The 24,154-nt window shown below is 33.3% G+C and carries 23 protein-coding genes; 2 read left to right on the forward strand and 21 right to left on the reverse strand.

The window, feature by feature from the left end; all coding sequences use genetic code 11:
- Positions 1-11 precede the first annotated feature (11 nt).
- The 11 genes from bshA to Q0876_RS05620 form a co-directional block, all read right to left on the reverse strand.
- A complete protein-coding gene (bshA, locus tag Q0876_RS05570; protein WP_299224961.1) occupies positions 12-1,148 on the reverse strand; it encodes an N-acetyl-alpha-D-glucosaminyl L-malate synthase BshA in 1,137 nt (378 codons plus the stop codon).
- A 15-nt stretch (positions 1,149-1,163) separates the two neighbouring features.
- The gene (locus Q0876_RS05575) at positions 1,164-4,085 is read right to left on the reverse strand and encodes a glycoside hydrolase family 3 N-terminal domain-containing protein (protein ID WP_299224963.1); all 2,922 of its coding nucleotides are present in this window, start codon (positions 4,083-4,085) and stop codon (positions 1,164-1,166) included.
- Between the two features lie 132 nt (positions 4,086-4,217).
- Positions 4,218-5,441, reverse strand: coding sequence for a phosphoserine phosphatase SerB (gene serB / locus Q0876_RS05580; protein ID WP_299224965.1), 1,224 nt, complete (start codon positions 5,439-5,441; stop codon positions 4,218-4,220).
- A 16-nt stretch (positions 5,442-5,457) separates the two neighbouring features.
- Complete coding sequence (locus Q0876_RS05585; RefSeq protein ID WP_299224967.1) at positions 5,458-5,943, reverse strand: ABC transporter ATPase; 486 nt, start codon at positions 5,941-5,943, stop codon at positions 5,458-5,460.
- Between the two features lie 33 nt (positions 5,944-5,976).
- Positions 5,977-7,449, reverse strand: a complete 1,473-nt coding sequence (locus Q0876_RS05590; protein ID WP_299224969.1) for a PH domain-containing protein — start codon at positions 7,447-7,449, stop codon at positions 5,977-5,979.
- Positions 7,436-7,951 carry a PH domain-containing protein gene (locus tag Q0876_RS05595; RefSeq protein WP_299224971.1) on the reverse strand — a complete coding sequence of 172 codons (516 nt, stop codon included), beginning with the start codon at positions 7,949-7,951 and terminating at the stop codon, positions 7,436-7,438. The genes Q0876_RS05590 and Q0876_RS05595 overlap by 14 nt, the downstream gene beginning before the upstream one ends.
- Positions 7,952-7,988: 37 nt before the next feature.
- Positions 7,989-8,183: a hypothetical protein gene (locus tag Q0876_RS05600; protein WP_299224973.1), complete on the reverse strand. Its 195-nt coding sequence runs from the start codon at positions 8,181-8,183 to the stop codon at positions 7,989-7,991.
- Positions 8,184-8,412: 229 nt separating this feature from the next.
- Positions 8,413-9,204 (reverse strand): (Fe-S)-binding protein, encoded by a 792-nt coding sequence (locus tag Q0876_RS05605; protein ID WP_299224975.1) that lies wholly within the window; start codon positions 9,202-9,204, stop codon positions 8,413-8,415.
- Positions 9,205-9,234: 30 nt separating this feature from the next.
- Positions 9,235-10,542 (reverse strand): 4Fe-4S dicluster domain-containing protein, encoded by a 1,308-nt coding sequence (locus tag Q0876_RS05610; protein WP_299224977.1) that lies wholly within the window; start codon positions 10,540-10,542, stop codon positions 9,235-9,237.
- Positions 10,543-10,550: 8 nt separating this feature from the next.
- Complete coding sequence (locus Q0876_RS05615; RefSeq protein WP_299224979.1) at positions 10,551-11,492, reverse strand: MlaD family protein; 942 nt, start codon at positions 11,490-11,492, stop codon at positions 10,551-10,553.
- A 54-nt stretch (positions 11,493-11,546) separates the two neighbouring features.
- Positions 11,547-12,665, reverse strand: a complete 1,119-nt coding sequence (locus Q0876_RS05620; protein ID WP_299224981.1) for an N-acetylmuramoyl-L-alanine amidase — start codon at positions 12,663-12,665, stop codon at positions 11,547-11,549.
- Positions 12,666-12,791: 126 nt separating this feature from the next.
- Here Q0876_RS05620 and Q0876_RS05625 point away from each other — a divergent pair, with 126 nt between their 5' ends.
- Complete coding sequence (locus tag Q0876_RS05625; protein ID WP_299224984.1) at positions 12,792-15,566, forward strand: putative LPS assembly protein LptD; 2,775 nt, start codon at positions 12,792-12,794, stop codon at positions 15,564-15,566.
- A 14-nt stretch (positions 15,567-15,580) separates the two neighbouring features.
- Here Q0876_RS05625 and rimO read toward each other — a convergent pair whose 3' ends face one another.
- Positions 15,581-16,885: a 30S ribosomal protein S12 methylthiotransferase RimO gene (gene rimO, locus Q0876_RS05630; protein WP_299224985.1), complete on the reverse strand. Its 1,305-nt coding sequence runs from the start codon at positions 16,883-16,885 to the stop codon at positions 15,581-15,583.
- 74 nt (positions 16,886-16,959) lie between these two features.
- Between rimO and Q0876_RS05635 the strand changes: the two genes are divergently transcribed.
- On the forward strand, positions 16,960-18,090 hold the full coding sequence (locus Q0876_RS05635) for a serine hydrolase (RefSeq protein WP_299224987.1): 1,131 nt from the start codon (positions 16,960-16,962) through the stop codon (positions 18,088-18,090).
- On the opposite strand, the gene Q0876_RS05640 is transcribed toward Q0876_RS05635, so the two are convergent.
- The 9 genes from Q0876_RS05640 to Q0876_RS05680 form a co-directional block, all read right to left on the reverse strand.
- Complete coding sequence (locus Q0876_RS05640) at positions 18,087-19,727, reverse strand: amidase family protein (RefSeq protein WP_299224989.1); 1,641 nt, start codon at positions 19,725-19,727, stop codon at positions 18,087-18,089. The two genes, Q0876_RS05635 and Q0876_RS05640, sit on opposite strands and share 4 nt — an antisense overlap.
- Positions 19,728-19,787: 60 nt before the next feature.
- Positions 19,788-20,024 carry a hypothetical protein gene (locus tag Q0876_RS05645; RefSeq protein WP_299224991.1) on the reverse strand — a complete coding sequence of 79 codons (237 nt, stop codon included), beginning with the start codon at positions 20,022-20,024 and terminating at the stop codon, positions 19,788-19,790.
- A gap of 110 nt (positions 20,025-20,134) precedes the next feature.
- A complete protein-coding gene (ftsY, locus tag Q0876_RS05650; protein ID WP_299224993.1) occupies positions 20,135-21,109 on the reverse strand; it encodes a signal recognition particle-docking protein FtsY in 975 nt (324 codons plus the stop codon).
- A gap of 146 nt (positions 21,110-21,255) precedes the next feature.
- Positions 21,256-21,408, reverse strand: coding sequence for a DUF4295 domain-containing protein (locus tag Q0876_RS05655; protein WP_008271041.1), 153 nt, complete (start codon positions 21,406-21,408; stop codon positions 21,256-21,258).
- Between the two features lie 14 nt (positions 21,409-21,422).
- Complete coding sequence (gene rpmG / locus Q0876_RS05660; protein ID WP_031444791.1) at positions 21,423-21,605, reverse strand: 50S ribosomal protein L33; 183 nt, start codon at positions 21,603-21,605, stop codon at positions 21,423-21,425.
- 27 nt (positions 21,606-21,632) lie between these two features.
- Positions 21,633-21,869 (reverse strand): 50S ribosomal protein L28, encoded by a 237-nt coding sequence (gene rpmB / locus Q0876_RS05665; RefSeq protein WP_299224996.1) that lies wholly within the window; start codon positions 21,867-21,869, stop codon positions 21,633-21,635.
- 80 nt (positions 21,870-21,949) lie between these two features.
- Positions 21,950-23,197 (reverse strand): CinA family nicotinamide mononucleotide deamidase-related protein, encoded by a 1,248-nt coding sequence (locus tag Q0876_RS05670; protein ID WP_299224998.1) that lies wholly within the window; start codon positions 23,195-23,197, stop codon positions 21,950-21,952.
- The gene (locus Q0876_RS05675) at positions 23,197-23,538 is read right to left on the reverse strand and encodes an Hpt domain-containing protein (RefSeq protein ID WP_299225000.1); all 342 of its coding nucleotides are present in this window, start codon (positions 23,536-23,538) and stop codon (positions 23,197-23,199) included. Before Q0876_RS05675 ends, Q0876_RS05670 begins: the two co-directional genes overlap by 1 nt.
- Positions 23,539-24,150 carry a fumarylacetoacetate hydrolase family protein gene (locus tag Q0876_RS05680; RefSeq protein ID WP_299225002.1) on the reverse strand — a complete coding sequence of 204 codons (612 nt, stop codon included), beginning with the start codon at positions 24,148-24,150 and terminating at the stop codon, positions 23,539-23,541. It abuts the gene before it with no gap.
- Positions 24,151-24,154: the final 4 nt, after the last annotated feature.

Raw genomic sequence — 24,154 nt, forward strand, 5'->3', positions numbered from 1 at the left:
TTACCATAACTCTAAAGCACCATACACTTACGCAATGTGTCTTCATAAATCTTTTCATATTGAGGAACCACTTGATGGATTCCAAACTTTTTTGATGCCTCTTTAGCATTCCGTTTAAACGTTGCTAAGCGCTTAGCATCACTTAAAATATGAATGGCGTTCTTAGACATGCTATCAATATCGTTTACAGCACTCAAATAACCCGAAACACCACTAATATTTACTTCTGGTATACCTCCTGTATTACTAGAGATAACTGGAACTCCCGAAGCCATAGCTTCTAATGCAGCTAAACCAAAACTTTCTGTTAATGATGGCAATAAGAATAAATCGCTAAAACATAGGATCTTATCGATCTCATTACTGTTTCCAAAGAAAATAACCTTATCACTGATGCCTAATTTGGCACATAAACGCTCAGCAGGTTCTCGTTCTGGTCCTTCACCAACCATCATTAGCTTTGCAGGCATTTCTTTCTGAATGTTATAAAACACCTTGATCACATCAGGTATTTGTTTTACTTCTCTAAAGTTACTGATATGCGTGATGATCTTTTCATCTTCTGTAGCCATCATATCACGCTGGCAATCTGTAAAATTATTTTCATGCTTGCTTAAATCGATAAAATTTGGTACAACCTCAATATCATTTTTAATATTAAAGAGTCGTAATGTATCATCCTTTAAACTTTGAGATACTGAAGTTACTGCATCTGATTTATTGATACTAAAGGTCACAGCTGGTTTATAAAAAGGATGACTTCCAACAAGCGTAATATCTGTTCCATGAAGTGTGGTTACAATTGGAACATAAATACCGTCTTCTTGTAACATTTTTTTCGCCATGTAAGCTGCATATGCATGAGGAATAGCATAATGAACATGCAAAATTTCTATGTGATGTAATTTTACCATATCAACTAATTTACTTGACAATGCAAGCTCATAAGGTTGATATAAAAACAATGGATATTCTGGAACATTGACCTCGTGGTAATGTACATTATTGCTTAATAACTCTAAGCGCACAGGCTGACTGTAAGTAATAAAGTGAATCTCATGTCCGCGTTTAGACAATTCTAAACCTAATTCGGTAGCTACAACTCCACTTCCTCCAAATGTTGGATAACATACAATTCCTATTTTCATGATTTATGATATGGTTTATTCAATAATAGCATCATAGATGGCCTCTTGAATATTTGTTCTTATATTTTCTCTTAGTAGTAAATTCTTTCCTGCTTTTGGATAGGTTCTGTTCGCTAGAAAAATATATACGATTTCTTCTTCAGGATCTGCCCAAGCATAAGTTCCTGTAAATCCTGAATGACCAAAACTTGTCATTGATAGGCATCCACAAGTTGGACCTTCATCTCCTAATTGCGGTTTATCAAACCCAATTCCTCGTCTGTTATTACTATCACAATAGTAACATTTATTGAACTTATCTAATGTTTGTGTTTTAAAATAGCGTTTCCCTCCATAATATCCCTTTTGTAAATAGAGTTGCATAATCTTAGCAACATCATTAGCATTACTAAAAACACCAGCATGTCCGCCTACACCATTCTGCATTGCAGCTCCCATATCGTGTACATAGCCTTGTATTTTTTGATGTCTAAAGTAGTCATCAATCTCGGTTGGAATAATATTTAAATCACTAAATTTCACTGAGGGATTATAAGTTGTATAATTAGCGCCTAAAGACTGATAAAAATGGTCTTGAACTAGCTCATCTAATGTTTTGTCGTAATACTTCTCAATATATTTTTTTAAGATGTAATAAGGCATATCACTATATCGATAGCGCAATCTAGATAACAGATCACTTTCTTTAATTATTTTCTGAATTGAATCTGGATAGTCTTTTCGCAGATACATGTCTTCAGCAACTTTAATACTAAACTTAGAACTAGATGCTTTTCTATAATACTTAAGGTCTGGTTTTTTGGTCACTGAGTCTAATGTAGCAACATAAAATGGAATCCAAGGTTTTAGTCTCGCATAATGAGAAAGCATCTGCTTGATTGTTACATCTTTTTTATTTGAAGTGGCATATTCTGGAAGCAGTTTTGACAGTTTCGTATTTAATGAAATAACTCCCTTTTCGTCCAACTCCATTATCAAAGGTAAAGTAGCCAAAATCTTTGTAAGCGATGCCACGTCGTATACATCTTCAAATTTCACTTTTTGCTTTCCATCGTAGGTGTGTTTTCCAAAATTCTTATTATAAATGACTTTTCCTTTTCTTGCAATTAATAATTGTATTCCTGGTGTCATTTTATTATCTACTGCATAGTTGGCAATAGAATCAACACGTTTGAGCATTTCTGAACTCATTCCAACACGTTCTGGCAAACCATAACTCAGGCTTTGTAAAGCATTATAGGTGAATCCAGCACCAAGTTTAAAATATTCGCCAGCCGATACAGGTAACTGACCCACAACTGGAATGGCCCCAAAAATAGCTTGAGCCGATTTTTGTTGAGCAATTTCACTATTTTGATAACTCATTACTATACCTTCTATATTCTCTATAGAAAGTAAATCGATAAGCGCATAAGGTCTTGTGAAAATATCTAAAACTACGGTATTAGTCCGAGCTATTTCGTACAACCAAACCAACTCTTTATCGGTGAATTCGAATTTTTCCCAAGGATTAGCATTTGAGCGATGCAAACCAATGATTACAGTATTGTAATTTTGAAGTTTGGTGATCATTTCATCTAACTTTTCAGCCTTTATCTCATGTACTTTAGTATACTTTTTAAGTTCTTTATAAAAGGTAGACCCATCATCATCTCCAAATTGAACGTATGCAATTTTTTTAGTTTGTAAATTCCTTAAAGGCAATAGTTCTGATTTGTTCCTAACAACTGTTATTGCACTTTCAAGTAACTCTTCGTAAAGCAAATCGTCTTTTATGCGATTGAGGTCTTCGACTAATGTTACTGTACCTATTGGGCTATAATTATTCAATCCTACTTTATATTTAGCCATCAATATTTTTTTTACTGAATGTGCCAAACGCACTTCAGATATTTCTTTTTTATTGTATGCATCAATAATTTTCTCAATGGCCTTAGGCACATCTTCTGAAATTAACAGAACGTCATTTCCTGCTTTAAATGCGGCTAAATCAATATCACCAGGTGCACTAAAATTTGAAACGCCTTTCATCTCTAATGCATCTGTAAAGATTAAACCTTTAAACCCTAACGAATCTTTTAAAATATCGGTTACGATATGTTTTGATAAAGACGAAGGAAATCCGTCTCTGGCTTCTAGACTTGGCACATTCAAATGCGCAACCATAACACTAGACAAGCCTTCTTTAATTAATCTTCGGTATGGATATAATTCAACAGAATCGATTCGCTTTTCACTAAAACTTATGGTTGGTAATGTTTTGTGAGAATCTGTTTCTGTATCACCATGGCCAGGAAAATGTTTTGCATTTGCCAAAACACCAGCATCTTGCATTCCTTTCATGAATGCAGAAGCCTTAATAGTAACATTATCGCGATCTTCTCCAAACGAGCGATTACCAATAATTGGGTTCTTAGGATTTGTATTTATGTCTACTACAGGAGCAAAATTAAAATGAACGCCTATACGCTTGCAATGCTCACCTATTTGATAACCAGTTTTTTCTATTAATTTATTCTCTTTGATTGCACCTAAGGTCATATTCCATGGAAATGCATATGTAGAGTCTAAACGCATACTCAAACCCCATTCTGCATCCATCCCAATTAATAGAGGTGTTTTTGAAATGGCTTGATATAAATTATTTAGTTTGGCTTGCCTAACTGGTCCTCCACTTGAGAAAATTAAACCTCCAATATGATGTTCATTGATAAGCTTTGCAATAGTATTTTCATGAGCTTTAGGTTGGTTTGAAAAGGCTCTAACCATAAACAGTTGACCAACCTTTTCTTCTAAATTCATTGTATTGTATAGGCTATCAACCCATTTTTGTTGCGCCTCAACATTATCATCTAGCAAAGGGTGTTGAACATCTTGTGCAGATATTGAAGAAAAAGAGAAAAGTAACATTGCAATGAGGGACACTATATATCGCATAAAACATTTGGTCTTTAAGGTGTTGTTCTTAAATTAGAACTAAAAACTATGCCAAAATAGTATTTTTAAGAGGAAGTATAAAGACTTTAAGATAGATTTATAAAGAAGGTTGTAAACAAATTTTACGAGTTGTTATTCAATTAAATCTATATGTCTATCGTGGTATCCTAAAAGATAAAGCACACCATCAAGACCAATGCTTGATATTGAGCTTTGCGCATTATTCTTTACTTTTGGCTTGGCATGAAAAGCGATACCTAATCCAGCTAAATTAAGCATAGGTAAATCGTTTGCACCATCACCTACTGCTATGGTTTGACTAATGTCTATTCCTTCCTTTTTTGCAATTTCTTGCAGATACTCAGCTTTTTTGTTACCATCTACAATATCACCTATATAACCTCCTGTTAAAACGCCATCTTTTATTTCTAATTGATTGGCATAGACATAATCCATGCCTAACTCCTTTTTCAAGTATTCCCCAAAATAGGTGAATCCGCCAGATAGGATTGCAGTCTTAAACCCGTAACTCCTTAGCGTATCAATTAATCGTTTAGCGCCTTTGGTTATGGGTAAGTTTACAGCAACATCATGAAGTACTTCTTCTTTAAGACCTTTTAAAAGTTTCATTCGCTGTTTAAAACTTTCATTGAAATCTATTTCACCTTGCATTGCAGATTCAGTAATAGCTTTTACTTCTTCACCAACACCTGCTAAATCAGCTAGTTTATCAATTACTTCGGCCTGTATAAGTGTAGAGTCCATATCAAAACATACCAGTCGTCTATTTCTTCTAAAAATGTTATCTTCTTGAAATGCAATATCAACGTCTAATTCTCTTGAGATTTGCATAAATTTTTCAGTAAAATCTGCTTTGCAATCTATTTTCCCTCTAATTGACAGTTGAATTGACGCGCGTGAATATTCTTCAGTTTTCACTAAAGACGTTCTTCCTGTTAGACGCTTGATAGCATCTATATTCAAGTTTTTTTCAGAAATCACTTCAGTAACTTTAGATATTTGCTCGGCAGATAGTTTCTCGCCTAGTATGGTAATGATGTAACGATCTTTACCTTGCAATTGTACCCAGCTTTCGTAATCCTGTAGTGAAATGGGTGAGAATTTAGCAGTTACACCTAGCTCATAAGCTTTAAAAAGAAGGTCTTTGAGTACTGAAGCAGAATTATTTCCTGCGTCAATTTCAAACATGAAACCTAAAGATAGTGTGTCGTGTATATTAGCTTGTCCTATATCTAACACTTTGGCACCATAATGTGACAAAACACCCATTAAACCAGATGTTAAACCTGGTTTGTCTTGCCCAGATATATTGAGTAAAAAAATGTCTTTGCTCATACCTAATGTAACTCGATTATTTTAAAAATCTGCTATGCCAGCTCTCACTAGCTGGTACTTCCCAATTTTCGTTGAACTCAGCAATATTAGTAACCATATTATTGAAAACTATGGTGTTTTTTGAAACCGCTTTATCTTTTGCCATTTTTTTAAAATCTAACAACGGTTTGTAAGCAATGTACTCGCCTTGCTTGTATGATACATTCATCTTGTCCATAAGATCTACATTATAATCTTTTTCCAATTGCTGAATGAAATGAACTGAGGCATCAATACTACAACCTGTAGCTTTATTAAGGTTTTGATTTAATGCAATAACAATGAAACGTTTATATTTAATGGTATATGCCGATTGCAAATCGCTTCCATGGGCTGTCCAATTAGAAATGAAAATGTTTAGTCTTTCTTCTATTTCTTTAATTTCATTATCGGTAAATGAGCGATTGGCTTGATATATCCAAACTCTTGATTCTTCAGGTAATGTACTAAAATCAACTAGCATAATTTTTCTTTTTCTGTCGCAAAAATACAAATTTTACATCCAATCTTTTTTACTAGATTCTATTTTAAATAGTAAAAAATCTATAATACTTTTTGCATTCTCTTCTTTTATATGAGGAATTGTAACTGCATTTGTAGATGAGTAAACCATAACTGAAGCTAAAGTTCTTCTCTTTTGAAAAATGGTTTGCTTTAGTGCTACACCTTGCACCTTATGAAGTTCTAAAAAATTAGTATTGATATCTACTAATTTACCTGACCCAACAATCAAATAGTTCTCATCTATACTATAATATGCTTTTTTATAACTGTAAATTATAGATAAGGACGCAAAAATGACAAAAGGAATATTAATTAAGAATAGTTCAACTGATATGAAACTAAAGATCAAATTCAACAGAGCCAAAACTATGATATAAGATAAAGTGCTTCTGTAAATGAAATACTTTTCGGGTTTCAATTTCACAACAGATGAAAAGATGTTTGGATAAAATTTTTGAATCAATTCATCTACTTTAAATTTGTTTAGACCAATGATAGTGAAGTGTTTTTGCTGTTTCTTATTTACCATGGCCTGGGTGAAATTAAGTTTATACAACCCTAACCATTGTTTAAGCCTATTTGTTTTTACAATTGTATTCTGAATACGATTGGGTTCGAGAACTAAACTGACTTTATTGAATAGACCTTTTGATATTTCTAAGCCTTTGTTTGTACTGGTAACTTTCAAATTAAAATTCTCTAAAAAAGTTTTTATCAACGAGAAAAGAAAGGCTATAAATAATAACACGAAAACCAGTGCGAAATTAAAAATAAGAAGGCTTAATATCTCTGTATCAGAAAATGCAAAATAACCATCAAATCTGGTTTTTATATTTAGTGATTCAAGAAAATCTTTAAAATCGTTATAAAGACCAATGATAAAGAATAGAATAAAAATAAAGCTTCTAAAATGATTTTCTGAAACGCCCTCTAAAAGTAACTTTTTAATTGAAACTTTGTAATATAATGACCCATCATTTTTAGTGGTTTCATACTGCTCTTGAGCTCTGTTTTCAAGCAATACGCGTTTAAGTGCATTTGCTTTTGCAACTGTTAATGCCTGAATTTCAATTTCGGTTTTATTATCTCCAGCAGTTTCAATAGATAGCGAAACAACATTTATGAGTTGCTGAATAAAGTTTTGTTTGATGTAAACGTTTTGAATCTTAGTTTTGGCTATTGAGGTTTCCTCTTTGTTAAGTATTCCTTGATGTAAAATGAAATAATCTTCGGTTACATAAAACTTAAAATTTACATATTTTAACAATGAATACGCTATAAAAAACAAAACACCAATACAAGCCCCAAGGATCACTTTTGTGGCATAAACATCTACAAAACGCACAAAGAATATTAAGAAAAATATCGCAACACGTTTGATAAACTTATAGAGACTAACGCCAAATATGACTATAATCCCTTTTGAAGATTGTCTAGATGGCGAATCAAAACTAAAGTCGTTCATTAATGATATTGGTTAAAAAAGCATTCATGTTTTCTGCTGTTTCTTTTGGTAGTCCCTTTATAGAAAGATCTCCACCAGATTCACCGGCCGAATAGATCTTTAGCGTAGAGAGATTTAATTTTCTTGATAAAAAAGAACGTTGAATCTCTATATGTTGAATTCTATTAAAAGGCAATGTGGTTGTTGAGGTTGTAATCAATCCCTCAGAATATGAAATATCTTTTTCACGCATTGCGTATTTACGTTTACTGAAGCCAACTTTGTACACAATTACTTGAATAAGGAAAAGAAAGACCAATACAACAATTAACCACCAATACAATTCTTGAAAACCTTCTCTATTAGAAAAAACCTTAAAAACGGTAAATACTGAAGCAATTAATCCGTAGGTAATAATTAGATTAAAAAGTATAATGCTGAAATAAGACTTCTCTACGTTTGTAAAATTAATATCATCAACCTTGGGAAGGCTTTGAATTTGTATTTGATGGTTTGTAAACATATCATTTAAATTCTTTTAGCCTATTTGTATTAAGGCTTTATTTTTTATGTTTTTTAAAGTTTCGGTAAGTTAAATAACCATACATGATCGTAGCAAAAATGAAATAGAAGGTTAGTCGACTCCATGAAAAATCTCTTCCAAGTAAATAATCTATTCCTATAACAATTAGACAGAAAATAATACCACCTACCAAAGCTGCAGTTACAACTTGTTTTTTATCTACTTTAGACATCTTAATTAATTTTTAATTATGACCTTTTTAATGCTCGTCTTTGGTGTATTTGTATCTAAATGCCAGAGCCATAAAAAGCCCAAAACATAAGAAGTGAAATAAAAATTTTAAAATTGAGAATGGCACGTCGTAAAAATAATTAACTACTGCCATTGATAGCGCGAAAAACAATCCGTTATATATACCATTTTTAATTATAGTTTTTACGGGAAGCTTCTCTCTAATCATTTTATAAGTCTTGCGCATTAGCAATTAGTTCTGCAATATCCATAACCTCAATATCGCTTTCTCGCTCTTTTGCTTTCACACCATCTGTCATCATGGTGTTGCAAAACGGACAACCAGCAGCTATAATTTCTGGTTTCGTCTCAAGTGCTTGCTCAGTACGCTCTACATTAACATCTTTATTTCCTTTTTCTGGTTCTTTGAACATTTGAGCTCCTCCAGCTCCACAGCAAAGTCCTCTAGATTTACAAGATTTCATTTCTACTAATTCAGCGTCTAACTTCCTTATCAGATCTCTTGGCGCTTCATAGACATCATTAGCTCTACCCAAATAACAAGGGTCATGAAATGTAATTCGTTTTCCTTTAAACTGACCGCCTTCAACCGTTAATCGACCATCATTCAATAAATTTTTTAAAAACTGTGTGTGGTGCATTACATTGTAATTACCTCCCAATCCTGGATATTCATTCTTAATCGTATTGAAACAATGCGGACAAGCAGTAACAATAGTTTTAATCTCATAAGCATTTAATACCTCAATATTTGTGACGGCTTGCATTTGAAATAAAAATTCATTTCCCGAACGTTTAGCAGGATCTCCAGTACAACTTTCTTCAGTACCTAAAACGGCAAATTCTACATTTGCTTTATTTAATAGTCGCACAAATGCTTTAGTAATTTTTTTTGCTCTATCATCAAAGCTACCGGCACAACCTACCCAAAATAATACTTCTGGTTGTTTACCTTGAGTCATATATTCTGCCATAGTTGGCACGTTGAGTTGTTCGCTCATAATTTATTCTTTTAGTTGCTTAACTAATTATTACTCGTTTTTCCAATTGAGTCTATCCATTTGGTTATATGGCCAAGGCGCTCCATTATTCTCAATGTTAGTCATCATATTATTGAGTTCAGTAGGTGCAGCACTTTGCTCCATAACTAAATATTGGCGCATTTGCATTATGATATTCAAAGGATCAATACTAACAGGGCAAGCTTCAACACAGGCATTGCAACTTGTACAAGCCCAAAGTTCTTCATTGGTAATGTAATCTCCTAATAATTGTTTCCCATCATCTTTGAACTCTCCGTTATTAGCATCTATATTTTTACCAACCTCTTCCAAACGATCTCGTGTATCCATCATAATTTTACGAGGTGATAATTTTTTTCCAGTTTGATTTGCTGGACATTCACTTGTACAACGACCACATTCTGTACAGGTATATGCATTTAATAAGTTAACCCAGCTTAAATCTTGCACATCGCTAGCTCCAAACTTTTCAGGAACAGCATCTTCTGCACCTTCAGGTGCTGCTGCAAAAGGATCAATATTAGGATCCATCATCATTTTAACTTCCTTCGTTACAGCTTCTAGATTATTGAATTGCCCTTTTGGTGTTAACTTTCCGTAGTATGTATTAGGAAATGCTAGAAGAATATGTAAATGTTTAGAGAAGTATAAATAATTTAAAAATACTAAAATGCCTAATATGTGCAACCACCAAGTCGTTCTTTCAATTAAGTGAAGTGTACTTTCAGGCAAATTACTAAACCAAGGTGCAATAAATTGACTAATAATATTACCTGAATCCATAGCTTGAAACTTAAGGTCGGTAGCATTCATCGTTAAGAACAGACACATCAACACCACTTCAAAATAAAGAATGATATTACCATCACTTTTAGGCCAACCTTTCATTTCAGAACTCAAAAAGCGTTTAAGCTTAATCACATTACGTCTTAGCCAAAATATAATTACAGTAATGAGTACTAGAACTGCTAAAATTTCAAAAGTGCCTATTAAAAATCCATATATGCTTCCAAGAGAAGAGAAAATACGATGCTTACCTGTGAGTCCGTCAATAATAATTTCTAGTACTTCAATATTGATAATTACAAAACCTAGATAAACAATTATATGCAGAATACCTGCAATAGGTCGTTTTACCATCTTACTTTGCCCTAAAGCAATCATGGACATATTCTTCCAACGTAGTGAAGTATTGTCAGACACGTCGATATCTTTACCAAGTTTTATATTTCTAATGAGTTTTTTTACATTTCTTGTAAAATAGCCAATACCAGCTATCAGAGCGATGGCAAATAATATTTGTGGTAAGTAACTCATAGTGCAGTCTAGTTATTTTGATCTTCTTTTGGTGGTGTATAGGGTATTTCTTTTTTAGATAAAATACGTCTATACCGTGCTGGGTGCAGTTTAATATCTCTGATTAATTCTTCCATTTCTTTTGACGCAGCTTCTAAATTATCGTATAGACCTTCGTCTTTTAAAAGCTTACCAATAGTTCCTTTTCCTGATTGAATGTTTTCGATAAGCATGTTTACTGAACTCAAAGTTTTATCAAGTTCTGCAACAGTTTCAGATAGTTTTACTTGTTTTAAATCTCCAGTAATGACCGAAAGGTCTCTCGTAATAGAATCGACATTGGCAAGAACAGAAGCGAGCTTTTCATCATTTTTATTAACAAGTGTATTTATTGAATACGATACTGCTTTAAACGATTTCATCGTAGCATTAAGCTCAGCGATAGCATTTTTTATACCATTGTCAGAATTGTCAGTAACAAGTGCATTCAAATTAACCAAAAGTGTATCAGCAGCCTTCAATGTAGTTCCTAACTCACTACCCACTCCTGAGAAGTTTTTTGTTAAGCTGGTGACAAGACCTTCTTCAACTTCAGATTTAAGAAAATCACCTGATTGAGCTATCTCGCCTTCTTCACTAATAATAATAGCAAGTGCATTTCCACCCATTAGGCCTGTTTCATATAATCTGATCTTACTGTTTTTAGAAAATTTTAATTGCTCATCTACGGTAAATGAAACTCTAGTTTTTCCAGTTTCATAATCGAAAATAATATTTTTGATTTTTCCAACCGTATTTCCCTTTACAGTCACAGGAGAAGACTTACTAAGTGCATTGTAGTCAAACTCTGTATAGTATGTATCTTGGGAGTCGAATAAATTTTCTCCTTTTAAGTAATTAAATAAGAAAATGAATAGTAAAATACCAGAAATGACTAATACTGCTGTTTTTACTTCTCTTGAGATTTTCAAAATTTTGATTATTTGGTTAAAACAAAATTAATGATAAATATATAAAGAATGTTTCTAATTAGATGTAGTTTTTAGAGCATCTGAAAGTTTGATTTGTTTCCCTTCTTGGAATGCAACTACAAAACTACTGCTATAACCTTTTTCTTTTGCTATATTTTCTAAACGTCTAATCTCATTATAATCTGAAGTATATCCATAATAATATTTATAAAGACTTCCTTTCTTTTCTCTGGATATATCACTTAACCCCTTAAAGTTGTAAGGCTTTGTTTCTAAGTCTCTTGAACTAGCTGCAATTTGTACTTTAAACACTATATTACTATATATCAAAGGAGTTTCTGACACTACTTCATTAGTAGAGGTTTCTTCATTATAAATATGCTCGCCAACGTTAAGATCTAATTGTTGTTTATAACCCATTATGGCTTTGTAAATAGAATTTGAAACTTCTCTTTGTCCTTTTTTTGAATTCAAATAATCTCCTTCTCTTTTATTAGTAATAAATCCTGTTTCAATCAATACGCTAGGCATATATGTGTTGTGTAATACCCAAAAGCCGGCTTGCTTCACACCTCTACTTTTGCGCTTTATTTTTTGACTAAAATTATCTTCAATATATCTTGCCAGTTGTATACTTTGATCAATATATGCTTCTTGAATTATACCTAAACTAATTAACGACTCTGGCGAATTAGGATCAAAACCCTCATAATGTTGTTCGTAATTAGACTCTAGGAAAATAACTTCATTTTCTTTTTTTGCAATTTCTATATTCTTATTATTGGCTCTAGTGGCAAGTACATATGTTTCTGTGCCATAGGCTTGAGAATTGTGAGCATTACAATGAATTGAGATAAACAAGTCTGCATCTTTCTTATTGGCAATTTTTGCACGCTCATGCAGTTCTAAAAACACATCTGTTTTACGAGTATAAATGACCTCAATATCTGAATGCTTTTCTAGTTCTGCTCCAACTTTAAGCACCATTTTTAATGCAATATCCTTTTCTTTATAACCATGCTTTGTTGGTCTTCCAGGATCTTTTCCTCCATGACCAGCATCAAGCACCACAACAAACTTATCATTGCCTTTTTGAAATGCTTCAGCAGATGTTAAAAAACTTGTAAATATTAGTGCAATCCATACGATTGCATATTGTAAGGTCGTTTTCATATTTATGTTAACGGTTATTACTTTCGGTTTATTTTAAAAATCGCCACTATCCTAACAATAATGGTAATTGCGCACTTTTGATAAATTAATTGAAAAATAAATTAATCATAAAAAATATATGTAATTTTGGCAATTCAAAAACCGAGCCATACTTTTACAAAAATACATCTAAAAGCATTGCGTACAAAAAGCTTTCATATACTTTTTACCCTAAGTTTTACCGTGTTTATCAACATGTTTTGCTTAGCTCAAGAGTTCCCAAAAACTAATGAGCCTATTAAACCAAAAACTGTAAATGACACCACTATTGTTAACATTGATTCATTACTAACAACACCTCCTGCTATAACAGAGATTGATAGCACGCTTACAGATACACTACCAAAGAAAAAAGAGTTTCTAACAGATATTGTTAAGTATAAAGCAAAAGATTATGTAAGATTGAATCAACGCTTACAGCAAACCACCTTATATAACGAAGCCGAAGTAAACTATGGTGATATGAATATTACTGCTGGTGTTATAGTTATAGACCACAATAAAAATCTTGTGTATGCTGGTAGATTAAAGGACTCTGCAGGAGTATATACCCAAGCTCCTGTGTTTACCCAAGGACAAAATGTGGTAGAGCCTGATTCAATCATTTTTAATACGGTAAGTAAAAAAGCTTTGATTTTTAATTCTAGAACCGAGCAAAGCGGTGGTACCATTATTGCAGAACTTACCAAAAAAGAAAACGACTCTGTTTACTTTATTAAAAATGGAAAATTTACTACGTCTGAAGATCTAGATGACCCAGAGTACTATTTTTTAATGCGTAACGCTAAAGTAGTTCCGGGTAAAAAGGTAGTTACTGGACTTACCAATATGTTTATTTATGACGTACCAACTCCAATAGGATTGCCATTTGCTTATTTTCCAATGAGCAAAAAACAAACATCTGGTGTGATCTTTCCTTCTTTTGGTGAAGATACTGGTAATGACAGAGGTTATTTTTTACAAAATGGCGGTTATTATTTTGCAATTAGTGATTATTTTGACCTTGCTACTCTTGGAGATTATTACACCAACGGAAGTTATGGTCTGCGTATAGAATCTAACTATGCGTTACGTTATCGCTTTAGAGGCAATTTAAGCATTCGGTATGAAAATTTAATCAATAGTGAACGAGGCTTTCCTGATTTTGCAAAGTCAACGATTTATAATATAAGATGGTCTCACAATCAAGATGCAAAGGCTAATCCAAGCTCTCGATTTTCAGCATCTGTTAACTTAGGTAGTAGTCGTTATTTTCAGCAATCAATTAATCAATTAAACCTATCAAATACACAAAACAACACATTAGCTTCCTCAATATCTTACTCTAAAACATTTCAAGGCGAACCTCAAGTCAATGCCAGTGTAACAGCTACACACTCTCAGAATACTAATACTGAAACTATAAATATGACCTTACCAACCTTCCAAGGAAGTGTAAGTCGAGTGTTTCCTTTTGCTCCCAAAGTGGGCACTAAAAAAGGAATTATTCAGAATATAAACTTTCAGTATAACGTGCGTGCAGAAAACCGCATACAAACTACAGACTCTCTATTCTTTAAAAAAGAAATGTTTGATGCTGCTGAAATAGGAGCCCTTCATTCAATTCCCGTTTCTACTAACTTTAAAGTGCTAAAGTATTTTAGTATGAGTGCCAGCGCAAATTTTGAAGAGAACTGGACCTACAACACGATCAATAGGTTTTATGATCAAGAAAATGAAACCATTGTTACAGAAGATTTAACGGGTTTTGATCGCTTTTTTACTTATAATTTTAGTACTAGTATTGGTACTACAATTTATGGATTATTTGACTTTAGAAAAGAAGGAAAGGACCCTAAGATACAAGCCATTCGGCATGTCATGCGTCCATCGATAAGCTATAATATTAATCCAGCATTTGACCAATATTATGACACTTTTGAAATTGTTGATGCCGATGGTACAACTACAGGAGATATTGAACGTGAGGAATTCACACGTTTTGAAGGTTCAATATTTGGTACACCAAATAGGAGGTTTTCAAGTTCATTAGGCTTATCTTTAGGTAATAATTTTGAAGCAAAAGTTAGAGATAAAGACAGTTCTGCTACAGAACCAAAGAAAATAATACTACTCAATAATTTAAATTTTTCTACTTCATATAATTTTGCTGGCGATTCATTAAAGTGGAGTCCATTGCGCGTTTCTGGAGGAACTCAAATATTAGATAACAAAATGAGTATCAACTTTGGAGCAACTTTAGATCCATATGCTCTAGATAATAATAACAGAAAAATAGATAGGTTTAACATCGATAATGGAGGAAGCCTATTTAGACTCACAAGTGCTAACGTGAATATGAGTTATACCTTATCAAGTAGTAGTTTTGATGGTCAATCTGAAAAAGACCAAGCTGCAATTAATGAATCGCTAAGAAGTGGTGGTCGAGCTGACGACCTATTTGGAAAACCTCAAGATTTTGCAGATCAAAGACTTACTGATGATGACAGGGATGAGAAAGACAAAACACCCAGCGAGCTTTACAATTATAATATCCCATGGAGTGTACGATTGGCTTATGCGGTAAATTATACAAACACGGCTCGTCAGAACGAAATCTCTTCGCATTCTTTGATGTTTTCAGGTGATATTGAACTATCGCCTCGATGGACTGTTGGTGCTTCTTCAGGTTATGATTTTCAAAATAAAGGGTTTACGCTTACCCAGTTTAGATTTGAGCGTGACTTATTGAGTTGGCGAATGAACTTTAGTTGGGTGCCTTTTGGTAATTTTAGTTCTTGGAACTTTTTTATTGGCATCAAATCCAGTTTACTTAAAGATCTTAAGTATGATAAACGCAGGCAACGTGATCAACAGTTGTAACGTTATAAACTCAACTAATTTAGTGCCTCAGCGTACAAATCAAAATCTTCAGCTTCAATAATCTTAACTTGCGCATATTCTCCAGTCTTTAAATAAGTGCTGGTAGCATCGATCAATACTTCGTTATCCACATCTGGTGAATCAAACTCTGTACGACCTACAAAGTAATTCCCCTCTTTTCTATCGATAACCACTTTAAATTCTTGACCTATTTTTGCTTGATTCAATTCCCAAGAAATTTGAGATTGGATCGCCATGATTTGATTAGCACGTTCAATTTTCACTGCTTCAGGAACATCGTCTTCTAAGTTATAGGCATGTGTATTTTCTTCATGTGAATACGTAAAACAACCCAAGCGCTCAAAACGCATCTCTTTAACCCAATTTTTAAGCGTTTGAAAATCTTCTTCAGTTTCTCCAGGATACCCAACGATTAAAGTAGTTCTTATGGTCATATTAGGCACTACTTCTCTAAAAGACTTGAGTAATTTTGTAGTTTTTTCTTTAGTAGTACCACGACGCATACTCTTTAGAATATTATCAGAAATATGTTGTAAGGGAATATCTAGATAGTTACAAATTTTTGGTTCACGATTCATTACATCTAATACATCCATAGGGAAACCTGTTGGAAAAGCATAATGCAAACGAATCCACTCAATACCATCTACCTTTACTAAATGTTCTAATAACTCGGCTAGATTACGCTTCTTATATAAGTCTAACCCATAATACGTTAAATCCTGAGCAATTAGTATCAACTCTTTAACTCCGTTTGCAGCTAATTTTTCAGCTTCAGTTACTAGGTCTTCAATAGGTGTGCTTTTATGTTTTCCACGCATTAGAGGAATAGCACAAAAACTACAAGGCCTATCACAGCCTTCTGCTATCTTAAGATAAGCATAATTTTTAGGTGTAGTCGTTAATCGTTCTCCTATAAGTTCATGTTTATAATCTGCTCCTAATGCTTTTAATAATTGCGGTAATTCTGTTGTCCCAAAATATTCATCTACATTAGGAATTTCTTTTTGTAAATCTGGCTTATAGCGCTCACTCAAACACCCAGTAACAAATACCTTATCAACTTCACCTGTCTCTTTTTTTTGCATAAATTCTAAAATAGTATTTACACTTTCTTCTTTAGCATTATTAATAAAACCACAGGTATTAATCACGACAACATTACCTTCCTCTTCATGCACGACATCTTTGCCATTGGCTTTCAATTGTCCCATTAACACTTCACTATCGTATACATTTTTGCTACAGCCTAATGTAACGACATTGATTTTGTTCTTCTTAAGTGATTTTGTTCTCATAGTTAAATTTCAGTGGGCAAAGATACATAATGATTATTGATATATTTGTTTATAAGAGATTAAACCTTTCACAAATGAAATTGTCTAAAAGTGAAACTATTAGCATGTTATCAAAAGAACTTATTCCATTTTTTTTATGCTTTATTTTATTTCTGAATTGTTCGTCAGATACTTCTGAAATAACAAACGAACAAGAAGCAGTAGGACAAGAAGAACAAACAACTTCTTTATATTTTCCACCAATTGAAATTACTACAACATGGGAAACTACATCAATTGCAGATCTAGGGTGGAATGAGAACGAGTTACAATCACTTTTAGAGTTTTTAGAAGATAAAAATTCTAAAAGCTTTATCATACTGCATAAAGGAAAGATAGTCGTTGAGCATTATATGAATGGTCATAGCGAGACCACACCTTGGTATTGGGCTAGCGCAGGCAAGACATTAACAACGGCTATCACTGGAATTGCGCAAGGTGAGGGTTTACTGCATATTGACGATAAAGTTTCTGATTATTTAGGAACAGGTTGGACGAGTAGTCCATTTGACAAAGAAAATTTAATTACGTGTAAACATCTTTTGTCAATGAATTCTGGCTTAGATGATAGCTTAGGAGATAATGTTTCGGTAGAAAACTTACAATATATTGCTGATGCCGGAAATCGCTGGGCATATCATAATGCATATCTGAAATTACAAGATGTTGTCGTCAGTGCCAGCAATCAAAATTGGTCAGATTATTTTAGTACTCGTCTAAAAAACAGAATTGGAATGTCTGGTGCATGGATCCAAAGTAATGACTTTAATGTATACTGGAGTACAACTAGAAGTATGGCACGTTTTGGTTTGCTTATATTAGCTAAAGGTAAATGGGGAGACAACCGAATCATACCTAAAAGTTTTTTAAATGAGTCGACCAATACATCGCAAGATCTTAATGAAGCTTATGGTTATTTGTGGTGGCTCAATGGGAAATCTTCTTACCGTTTGCCTCAAACTCAATTGGAATTCTCAGGAAACTTGATTCCAAACGCACCTGATGATATGTATTGCGCTTTAGGTAAGAATGATCAGAAAATTTACGTTGTACCTAGCCAGGATCTAGTGGTAATTAGAATGGGTAATGCGGCAGACAATGTCAATTTTGCACTATCATCTTTTGACAACGATCTTTGGGAAAAAATTAATGCACTCACGAATTAATTATAATTCTTTGGAGCAACTCGTTTCATCGACGCTTGTTCATAATTATAAGCCCATTGTAATAGCTCTTTTTCTTTTAAACGTGCCGTAATAAATGTTAACCCTTCAGGCACTCCAGCTTCAGTATAACCCATTGGCACTGTAATGGCTGGATACTCTGCCACAGCAGCTTCTGCAGCATGATAGTTATTTATAGACAATACACCATCAAGATCTAATGCTTGCATAGGTTTATTAAAAAATAACTGTCCATTAGATTTTAAAGTTGATTTCATCTTACTAAACTCATCATCGGTAGCAATGTCATTAGAAACACCATGAAATAATTTTTGTCCATAAGGCATAAAATTAACACTATCCTGTTTATTGAAAGTGATAATATCTTCAATAGATTCATATTCTAAACTAGAATTTGCGTAATTAGATAAGTAATTGGCTAGATCTTTTTTCATATCAAGATTCAATAGTCTAATAAAATTGGGTAAGTCTACTTTTTCTTCATCTATTTCAACTATCTGAGCACCTTGTTCTTTTAATACATTGATAGCATTAGCATAAAGTTTGTCTTCCATCAGGTGCTTAAACGCTCCAAAACGCTTATCGCTTAGCTTGGCATTTTTAAGGTCTTGATAAAAATAGGAATCATCCCATTCTGGATTTAAAGATTTTTTGTCTCTTGGGTCATTACCATACATTGCAGATAAAAGAATAGCGTTATCAGCTACAGTTCTAGTTATTGGTCCTGGTGTGTCTAGTGTAGACGAAATAGGCACAATACCTGTTCTGCTTAATAAACCAACGGTGGGTTTCAAACCTACAGTAGAGTTTTGGCTAGCTGGAGATAAAATTGAACCTGCTGTCTCACTTCCAACAGCTGCAGCACAGAAATTTGCAGCTACAGCAACGCCGCTACCTGAACTTGAACCACCTGTATCTATGACCTTTCGTCCATAAGGGTTTAGTGTTTGACCACCTATAGCACTATAACCACTTGGGCAATTACCGCAGAAAAAATAAGCCCATTCACTCAAATTTGCCTTTCCTAAGATTAGAGCACCACGAGCTTTAAGTATTTTACTTACATAAGCATCATCTGTAAAATTCTTTCTTAATGCAATTGCTCCAGCAGTTGTAGGCATTTCTGAAGTATTAATATTATCTTTTAAAAGAATTGGCATTCCAAAAATAGGATGCTTTAACTTCTTATTGAGTAACTCTTTATCTTTTTGAATAGCTTCTTCAATTACTCTCGGGTTTAGCGAAATGATCGAATTCAATGAAAAATCATTCTCTCTATCAAATTTTTTAATGCGGTATAAGTAGAATTTAGCAATTACCTCATAGCTTAAATTACCATCTAAAATATGTTTTTGTAACGTAGGAATATCTTGCTCCAATATCAATGGTGCAATGGCATTGTACTTTTCTTCTGAAAAATCATTTAATTGTGCATCTAAAGACCTCCAAATATCAGATGTATTTATATGCTTGGAGTCTAACACTCTAAAGTCTGCAAATTCTTTAGTCGTTATAGCACTCATATCTGTACTATCATCTATATTTTCTTCTACTTTCTTATCATCTTTCTTACAAGAAACTATAGCAAATATGGCAAAAATATAAAGTAAATATCTCATCGTTATTTTTTTCTAAAAATAATGAAAAATACACTTTCACTAGTCTTTATGAAGTATAAATTAAGAACTGTATGGATTAAAGTTATTTACAAAATCGTAAAAAAAATCTGAATTAAAGATCATTAATAGCAATCCTATGAAGAGTACGTATATAACATAAGTGTCGTGCGTATTTGCTTTAAGATTTCTATAACTGCAAATACCAATCATTATAAAGAACACTAATAATATAGCTTTTTGAAAAACATCAAACTTCCATAGATAATCAGGAATCAGCGGATTTTTTAGTGCTTTCAATATAAATAGATACTACATATTGCAAATAATATAAAATATAGATAAATGCGTTTGTAAAAACAGTAATAGAGAGTGTTTTTAGAAGCTTTTCATTATTCAATGCCAAATATTTATTTAAAGAAAGAATCTACAAACTCATATTTATTGAATACTTGTAAATCTTCAATCCCTTCACCTACACCAATGTACTTAACAGGAATTTTGAATTGATCACTAATACCAATTACAACTCCTCCTTTAGCTGTTCCATCAAGTTTGGTTACCGCTAGAGAAGTTACTTCGGTTGCTGCCGTAAATTGTTTCGCTTGCTCAAAAGCATTTTGACCAGTTGATCCATCCAATACTAATAAAACATCATGAGGTGCATTACCTACTACTTTTTGCATAACACGTTTTACTTTACTTAGCTCGTTCATTAGGTTAATTTTATTATGCAATCGTCCAGCAGTATCAATAATAATTACGTCTGCATCTTGATTAACGCCAGATTGCAAAGCATCAAAAGCAACACTTGCAGGATCACTTCCCATTTCTTGACGTACCATTGGTACATCTACGCGGTCTGCCCAAACTTGAAGCTGATCTATAGCTGCTGCTCTAAATGTATCTGCAGCACCAAGTACGACTTTAAGACCTTTCTTTTTAAATTGATAGGCCAATTTACCTATAGTTGTTGTTTTACCAACACCATTGACACCAACTACCATAAGTACATATGGTGTTTTCGAGCCATTTTCTTGCTTATTCAACTGAGGGATAACATAATCTGTATCTTCTCCTGAATTGGTTTCAGATAACAAACCTGCAATTTCTTCTCTAAGAATTTTATTCAATTCTGAAGTGCCTAAGTATTTATCTTTCGAAACGCGCTCTTCAATGCGTTCAATAACTTTTAAGGTAGTATTTACACCTACATCACTAGTCACTAAAACTTCTTCAAGGTTATCTAGAACGTCATCATCTACTTTAGATTTACCAGCAACAGCTTTATTAAGTTTTGTGAAAAATGAGGTTTTCGATTTCTCTAACCCCTTATCAAGTGTTTCTTTTTTTTCTGAAGAAAATATTTTTTTAAAAAAACTCATGGTGTAATTCCTATTTTAGAACTTCTAGTCAAATGTCGCGCCGAAAAGATTTTACTGCTATAATGGCAGAAAACTGTTCAAATATAGACATAAAAAAACTGCTTTCAAATTTGAAAGCAGTTTGTAATTAGACTAAAATATCTAATTTATTTTTTGTTTAAAAAATCATTGACAAACTCTGGTGCCATTACTGACTCAACAAACATATAAGCGCCAGTTTTTGGTGACTTAACCATTTTGATCGCTTTAGTAAGTCTTTTAGATCCTGTTTGTAATGATGCTACTGATTTCTTTGCCATGACTCTATATTATTTTATTTAATCTCTTTGTGAACCGTCATACGCTTTAAGATTGGATTAAATTTCTTAATCTCCATTCTATCTGGCGTATTCTTTTTATTTTTTGTAGTGATGTAACGAGAAGTTCCTGGCATTCCAGACTCTTTATGCTCTGTGCACTCTAATATAACTTGTATTCTATTTCCTTTCTTTGCCATTGTACATGTCTTTAGCGCGTTATGCTATTATTTTAAAAATCCTTTGGATTTTGCTTCTTTGATTGCAGCAGAAATACCAATTTTATTGATAGTCTTTAATGCTGAAGTCGATACCTTTAATGTAACCCACTTATCTTCTTCAGGAATATAGAAACGCTTCTTGATTAAATTAGCGTTAAATTTACGCTTAGTTTTATTCATTGCGTGAGAAACGTTGTTTCCAACCATCGCTTTCTTTCCTGTAAGTTCACAAACTCTTGACATTTCTTTCTAACTTTAATTATGTTTCTTTAAAACAGGGTGCAAATTTAATAAAACTTTGTAATATCAGCAAACTAAAAGTATTACTTTTTTAAAATTTCTTTTTGTAGCATTTCAAAGGCTTTATTTGCTGCTTTATTGATCACTTTTATGCGATGATTACCAAAACTGAATTGCTCAGAATATACCTTTTCTTTTGTGGCAACAGCTATATAGACCACACCAAGGTCTTCCGCTGTATCATCTTTAGTTGGACCTGCGTTACCTGTGGTTGCAATAGCATAATCTACATTTAATAACGTTAGCGCATTTGATGCCATCGCTTCAGCAACTTGAGCACTCACTACAGAATGGTCGTCTATCAGTTCTTCTGAAACTTTAAGCAAGTTAACCTTTGTTTCTTTAGTATAGCTTACAATACTTCCTTTGAAATATTTTGAAGCCCCTGGATTAGCCGTAAATCGTTCGGCTATAAGTCCACCAGTACAACTTTCAGCCGTAGCTACAGATTTGTTTAGTTGTGTTAGATGCTTACCCAATACTGCTTCTATAGATAGGTCGTCTTCAAAACCAACAAACACATCACTAATTTGTGGTAAAAGGATATCTGTTTGTTTACGCATTTCGGTCTCAATTGTATGCTTATCCTCTCCTTTGGCAGATAGACGAAGTCTAACACGTCCTAAGCTTGGTAAATAGGCTAGTTTGATAAAATATGGCAATTCATTTTCAAAAGTCTCAATACGCTCAGCTAATACACTTTCGCCTAATCCGTAGGTAAGAAATGTTTTATGTGCTATATATGGAAATTTAAACCGAGTTCTTAACTTCGGAATGACTTCATCTTCCATTAAAGCTTTCATCTCATAAGGCACACCAGGTAAGGATATAAAAACAGTATTTTCTTTTTCAAGCCACATGCCTGGAGCGCTTCCGTATTTATTCATCAACACATCTGCTTTTGAGGGCACTAAAGCTTGATCTATATTGACTTGCTTCAATGGTTTTTTAACAAAAACGTTCCAGATATGTTCAATATTCTTTCGTACAGAAGTGTTTTCAATTAAAGTATCGTCAAAATATTCTGCAATAGTTTTTTTAGTGATATCGTCTTTTGTTGGTCCTAAACCTCCAGTAAGAATGACTATATCAGCATTGGCTTCAGCTTCAGAAAGTGCTTTTAGTATATGTGTTTGATCATCTTGAACAGAAGTGATTTGGTAAACTGACACACCAATTTTATTCAGTTCTTTAGCAATAAATGCAGAATTTGAATCTACAATCTGACCTATGAGAATCTCATCACCAATGGTAATAATCTCTGCTAACATTATAAGTTAAAATCAGTTTTTATTTCTTGGGTAGCATTTTCTACAGCAGACAAGACTACATCTAACTCTTTAGAACAATCTTCACCTGTTTTTTCAAATTTGCCCCAATCTTGTACGACAATCAGGTCTTGAAGTACGCCAAGTTCGAATAAATCTACTGTAGGTTTCATTTTGTGTGCAGCTTGGTATGCATTGTAATAGTCATGCTCTGCTACAGCTGTTTTGAGACGCTCGGCATCAACTGGTACTTCCTCCAAAAACGCAGCGGCCAATGCTGCCACAAAATCATCATCATCACCAGCTAATTCACGTACTCTAAATAATTTATAATGTTGTTCCATTTATTTCACTGTTATTGAAAACAATTGCTTGTCTTCTATAAATCCGGTTAGTTTGTCATTAGCAATAACTTTGCCAACTCCAGCTGGAGTGCCTGTAAATATAATATCTCCAATCTTTAAAGTAAAATATTTTGAGACATATTCGATAATTTCATCAATTTTATATAGCATCAAACTCGTATTACCTTGTTGTACTAGAGTATCGTTCTTTTGCAATGAAAAATTGATATTATTTACATCTTGAAATTCTTGTTTTGGTATCCACTCTCCTACTACAGCTGCTCCATCAAAAGCCTTAGCCTTTTCCCATGGCAATCCCTTTGATTTTAATTGTGCTTGCAAATCACGAGCAGTGAAATCTATACCAAGACCTATGTGGTCATAGTACTTATGAGCAAATTTTTTAGCAATATGTTTTCCTACCTTATTGATCTTAACTAGAATTTCAACTTCATGGTGTATTTCTTCAGAAAAATCAGGAATAAAAAATGGCTGTTTCTTCAATAATATGGAGGTGTCTGGTTTTAAAAACACGACAGGGTTTTTAGGCTTTTCATTTTCTAATTCTTTGATGTGGTCTGTATAATTGCGACCAATACATATGAGTTTCATATTA

The organism is uncultured Psychroserpens sp., assembly GCF_947503375.1.
Lineage (GTDB): Bacteria > Bacteroidota > Bacteroidia > Flavobacteriales > Flavobacteriaceae > Psychroserpens.

Excerpts from the sequence above, each read along its gene's own strand:
- bshA (WP_299224961.1), bottom strand. The coding sequence starts at position 1,148 with ATGAAAATAGGAATTGTATGTTATCCAACATTTGGAGGAAGTGGAGTT.
- Q0876_RS05575 (WP_299224963.1), bottom strand. The coding sequence starts at position 4,085 with ATGCGATATATAGTGTCCCTCATTGCAATGTTACTTTTCTCTTTTTCT.
- serB (WP_299224965.1), bottom strand. The coding sequence starts at position 5,441 with ATGAGCAAAGACATTTTTTTACTCAATATATCTGGGCAAGACAAACCA.
- Q0876_RS05585 (WP_299224967.1), bottom strand. The coding sequence starts at position 5,943 with ATGCTAGTTGATTTTAGTACATTACCTGAAGAATCAAGAGTTTGGATA.
- Q0876_RS05590 (WP_299224969.1), bottom strand. The coding sequence starts at position 7,449 with ATGAACGACTTTAGTTTTGATTCGCCATCTAGACAATCTTCAAAAGGG.
- Q0876_RS05595 (WP_299224971.1), bottom strand. The coding sequence starts at position 7,951 with ATGTTTACAAACCATCAAATACAAATTCAAAGCCTTCCCAAGGTTGAT.
- Q0876_RS05600 (WP_299224973.1), bottom strand. The coding sequence starts at position 8,183 with ATGTCTAAAGTAGATAAAAAACAAGTTGTAACTGCAGCTTTGGTAGGT.
- Q0876_RS05605 (WP_299224975.1), bottom strand. The coding sequence starts at position 9,204 with ATGAGCGAACAACTCAACGTGCCAACTATGGCAGAATATATGACTCAA.
- Q0876_RS05610 (WP_299224977.1), bottom strand. The coding sequence starts at position 10,542 with ATGAGTTACTTACCACAAATATTATTTGCCATCGCTCTGATAGCTGGT.
- Q0876_RS05620 (WP_299224981.1), bottom strand. The coding sequence starts at position 12,665 with ATGAAAACGACCTTACAATATGCAATCGTATGGATTGCACTAATATTT.
- rimO (WP_299224985.1), bottom strand. The coding sequence starts at position 16,885 with ATGAGAACAAAATCACTTAAGAAGAACAAAATCAATGTCGTTACATTA.
- Q0876_RS05635 (WP_299224987.1), top strand. The coding sequence starts at position 16,960 with ATGAAATTGTCTAAAAGTGAAACTATTAGCATGTTATCAAAAGAACTT.
- Q0876_RS05640 (WP_299224989.1), bottom strand. The coding sequence starts at position 19,727 with ATGAGATATTTACTTTATATTTTTGCCATATTTGCTATAGTTTCTTGT.
- ftsY (WP_299224993.1), bottom strand. The coding sequence starts at position 21,109 with ATGAGTTTTTTTAAAAAAATATTTTCTTCAGAAAAAAAAGAAACACTT.
- Q0876_RS05655 (WP_008271041.1), bottom strand. The coding sequence starts at position 21,408 with ATGGCAAAGAAATCAGTAGCATCATTACAAACAGGATCTAAAAGACTT.
- rpmG (WP_031444791.1), bottom strand. The coding sequence starts at position 21,605 with ATGGCAAAGAAAGGAAATAGAATACAAGTTATATTAGAGTGCACAGAG.
- rpmB (WP_299224996.1), bottom strand. The coding sequence starts at position 21,869 with ATGTCAAGAGTTTGTGAACTTACAGGAAAGAAAGCGATGGTTGGAAAC.
- Q0876_RS05670 (WP_299224998.1), bottom strand. The coding sequence starts at position 23,197 with ATGTTAGCAGAGATTATTACCATTGGTGATGAGATTCTCATAGGTCAG.
- Q0876_RS05675 (WP_299225000.1), bottom strand. The coding sequence starts at position 23,538 with ATGGAACAACATTATAAATTATTTAGAGTACGTGAATTAGCTGGTGAT.
- Q0876_RS05680 (WP_299225002.1), bottom strand. The coding sequence starts at position 24,150 with ATGAAACTCATATGTATTGGTCGCAATTATACAGACCACATCAAAGAA.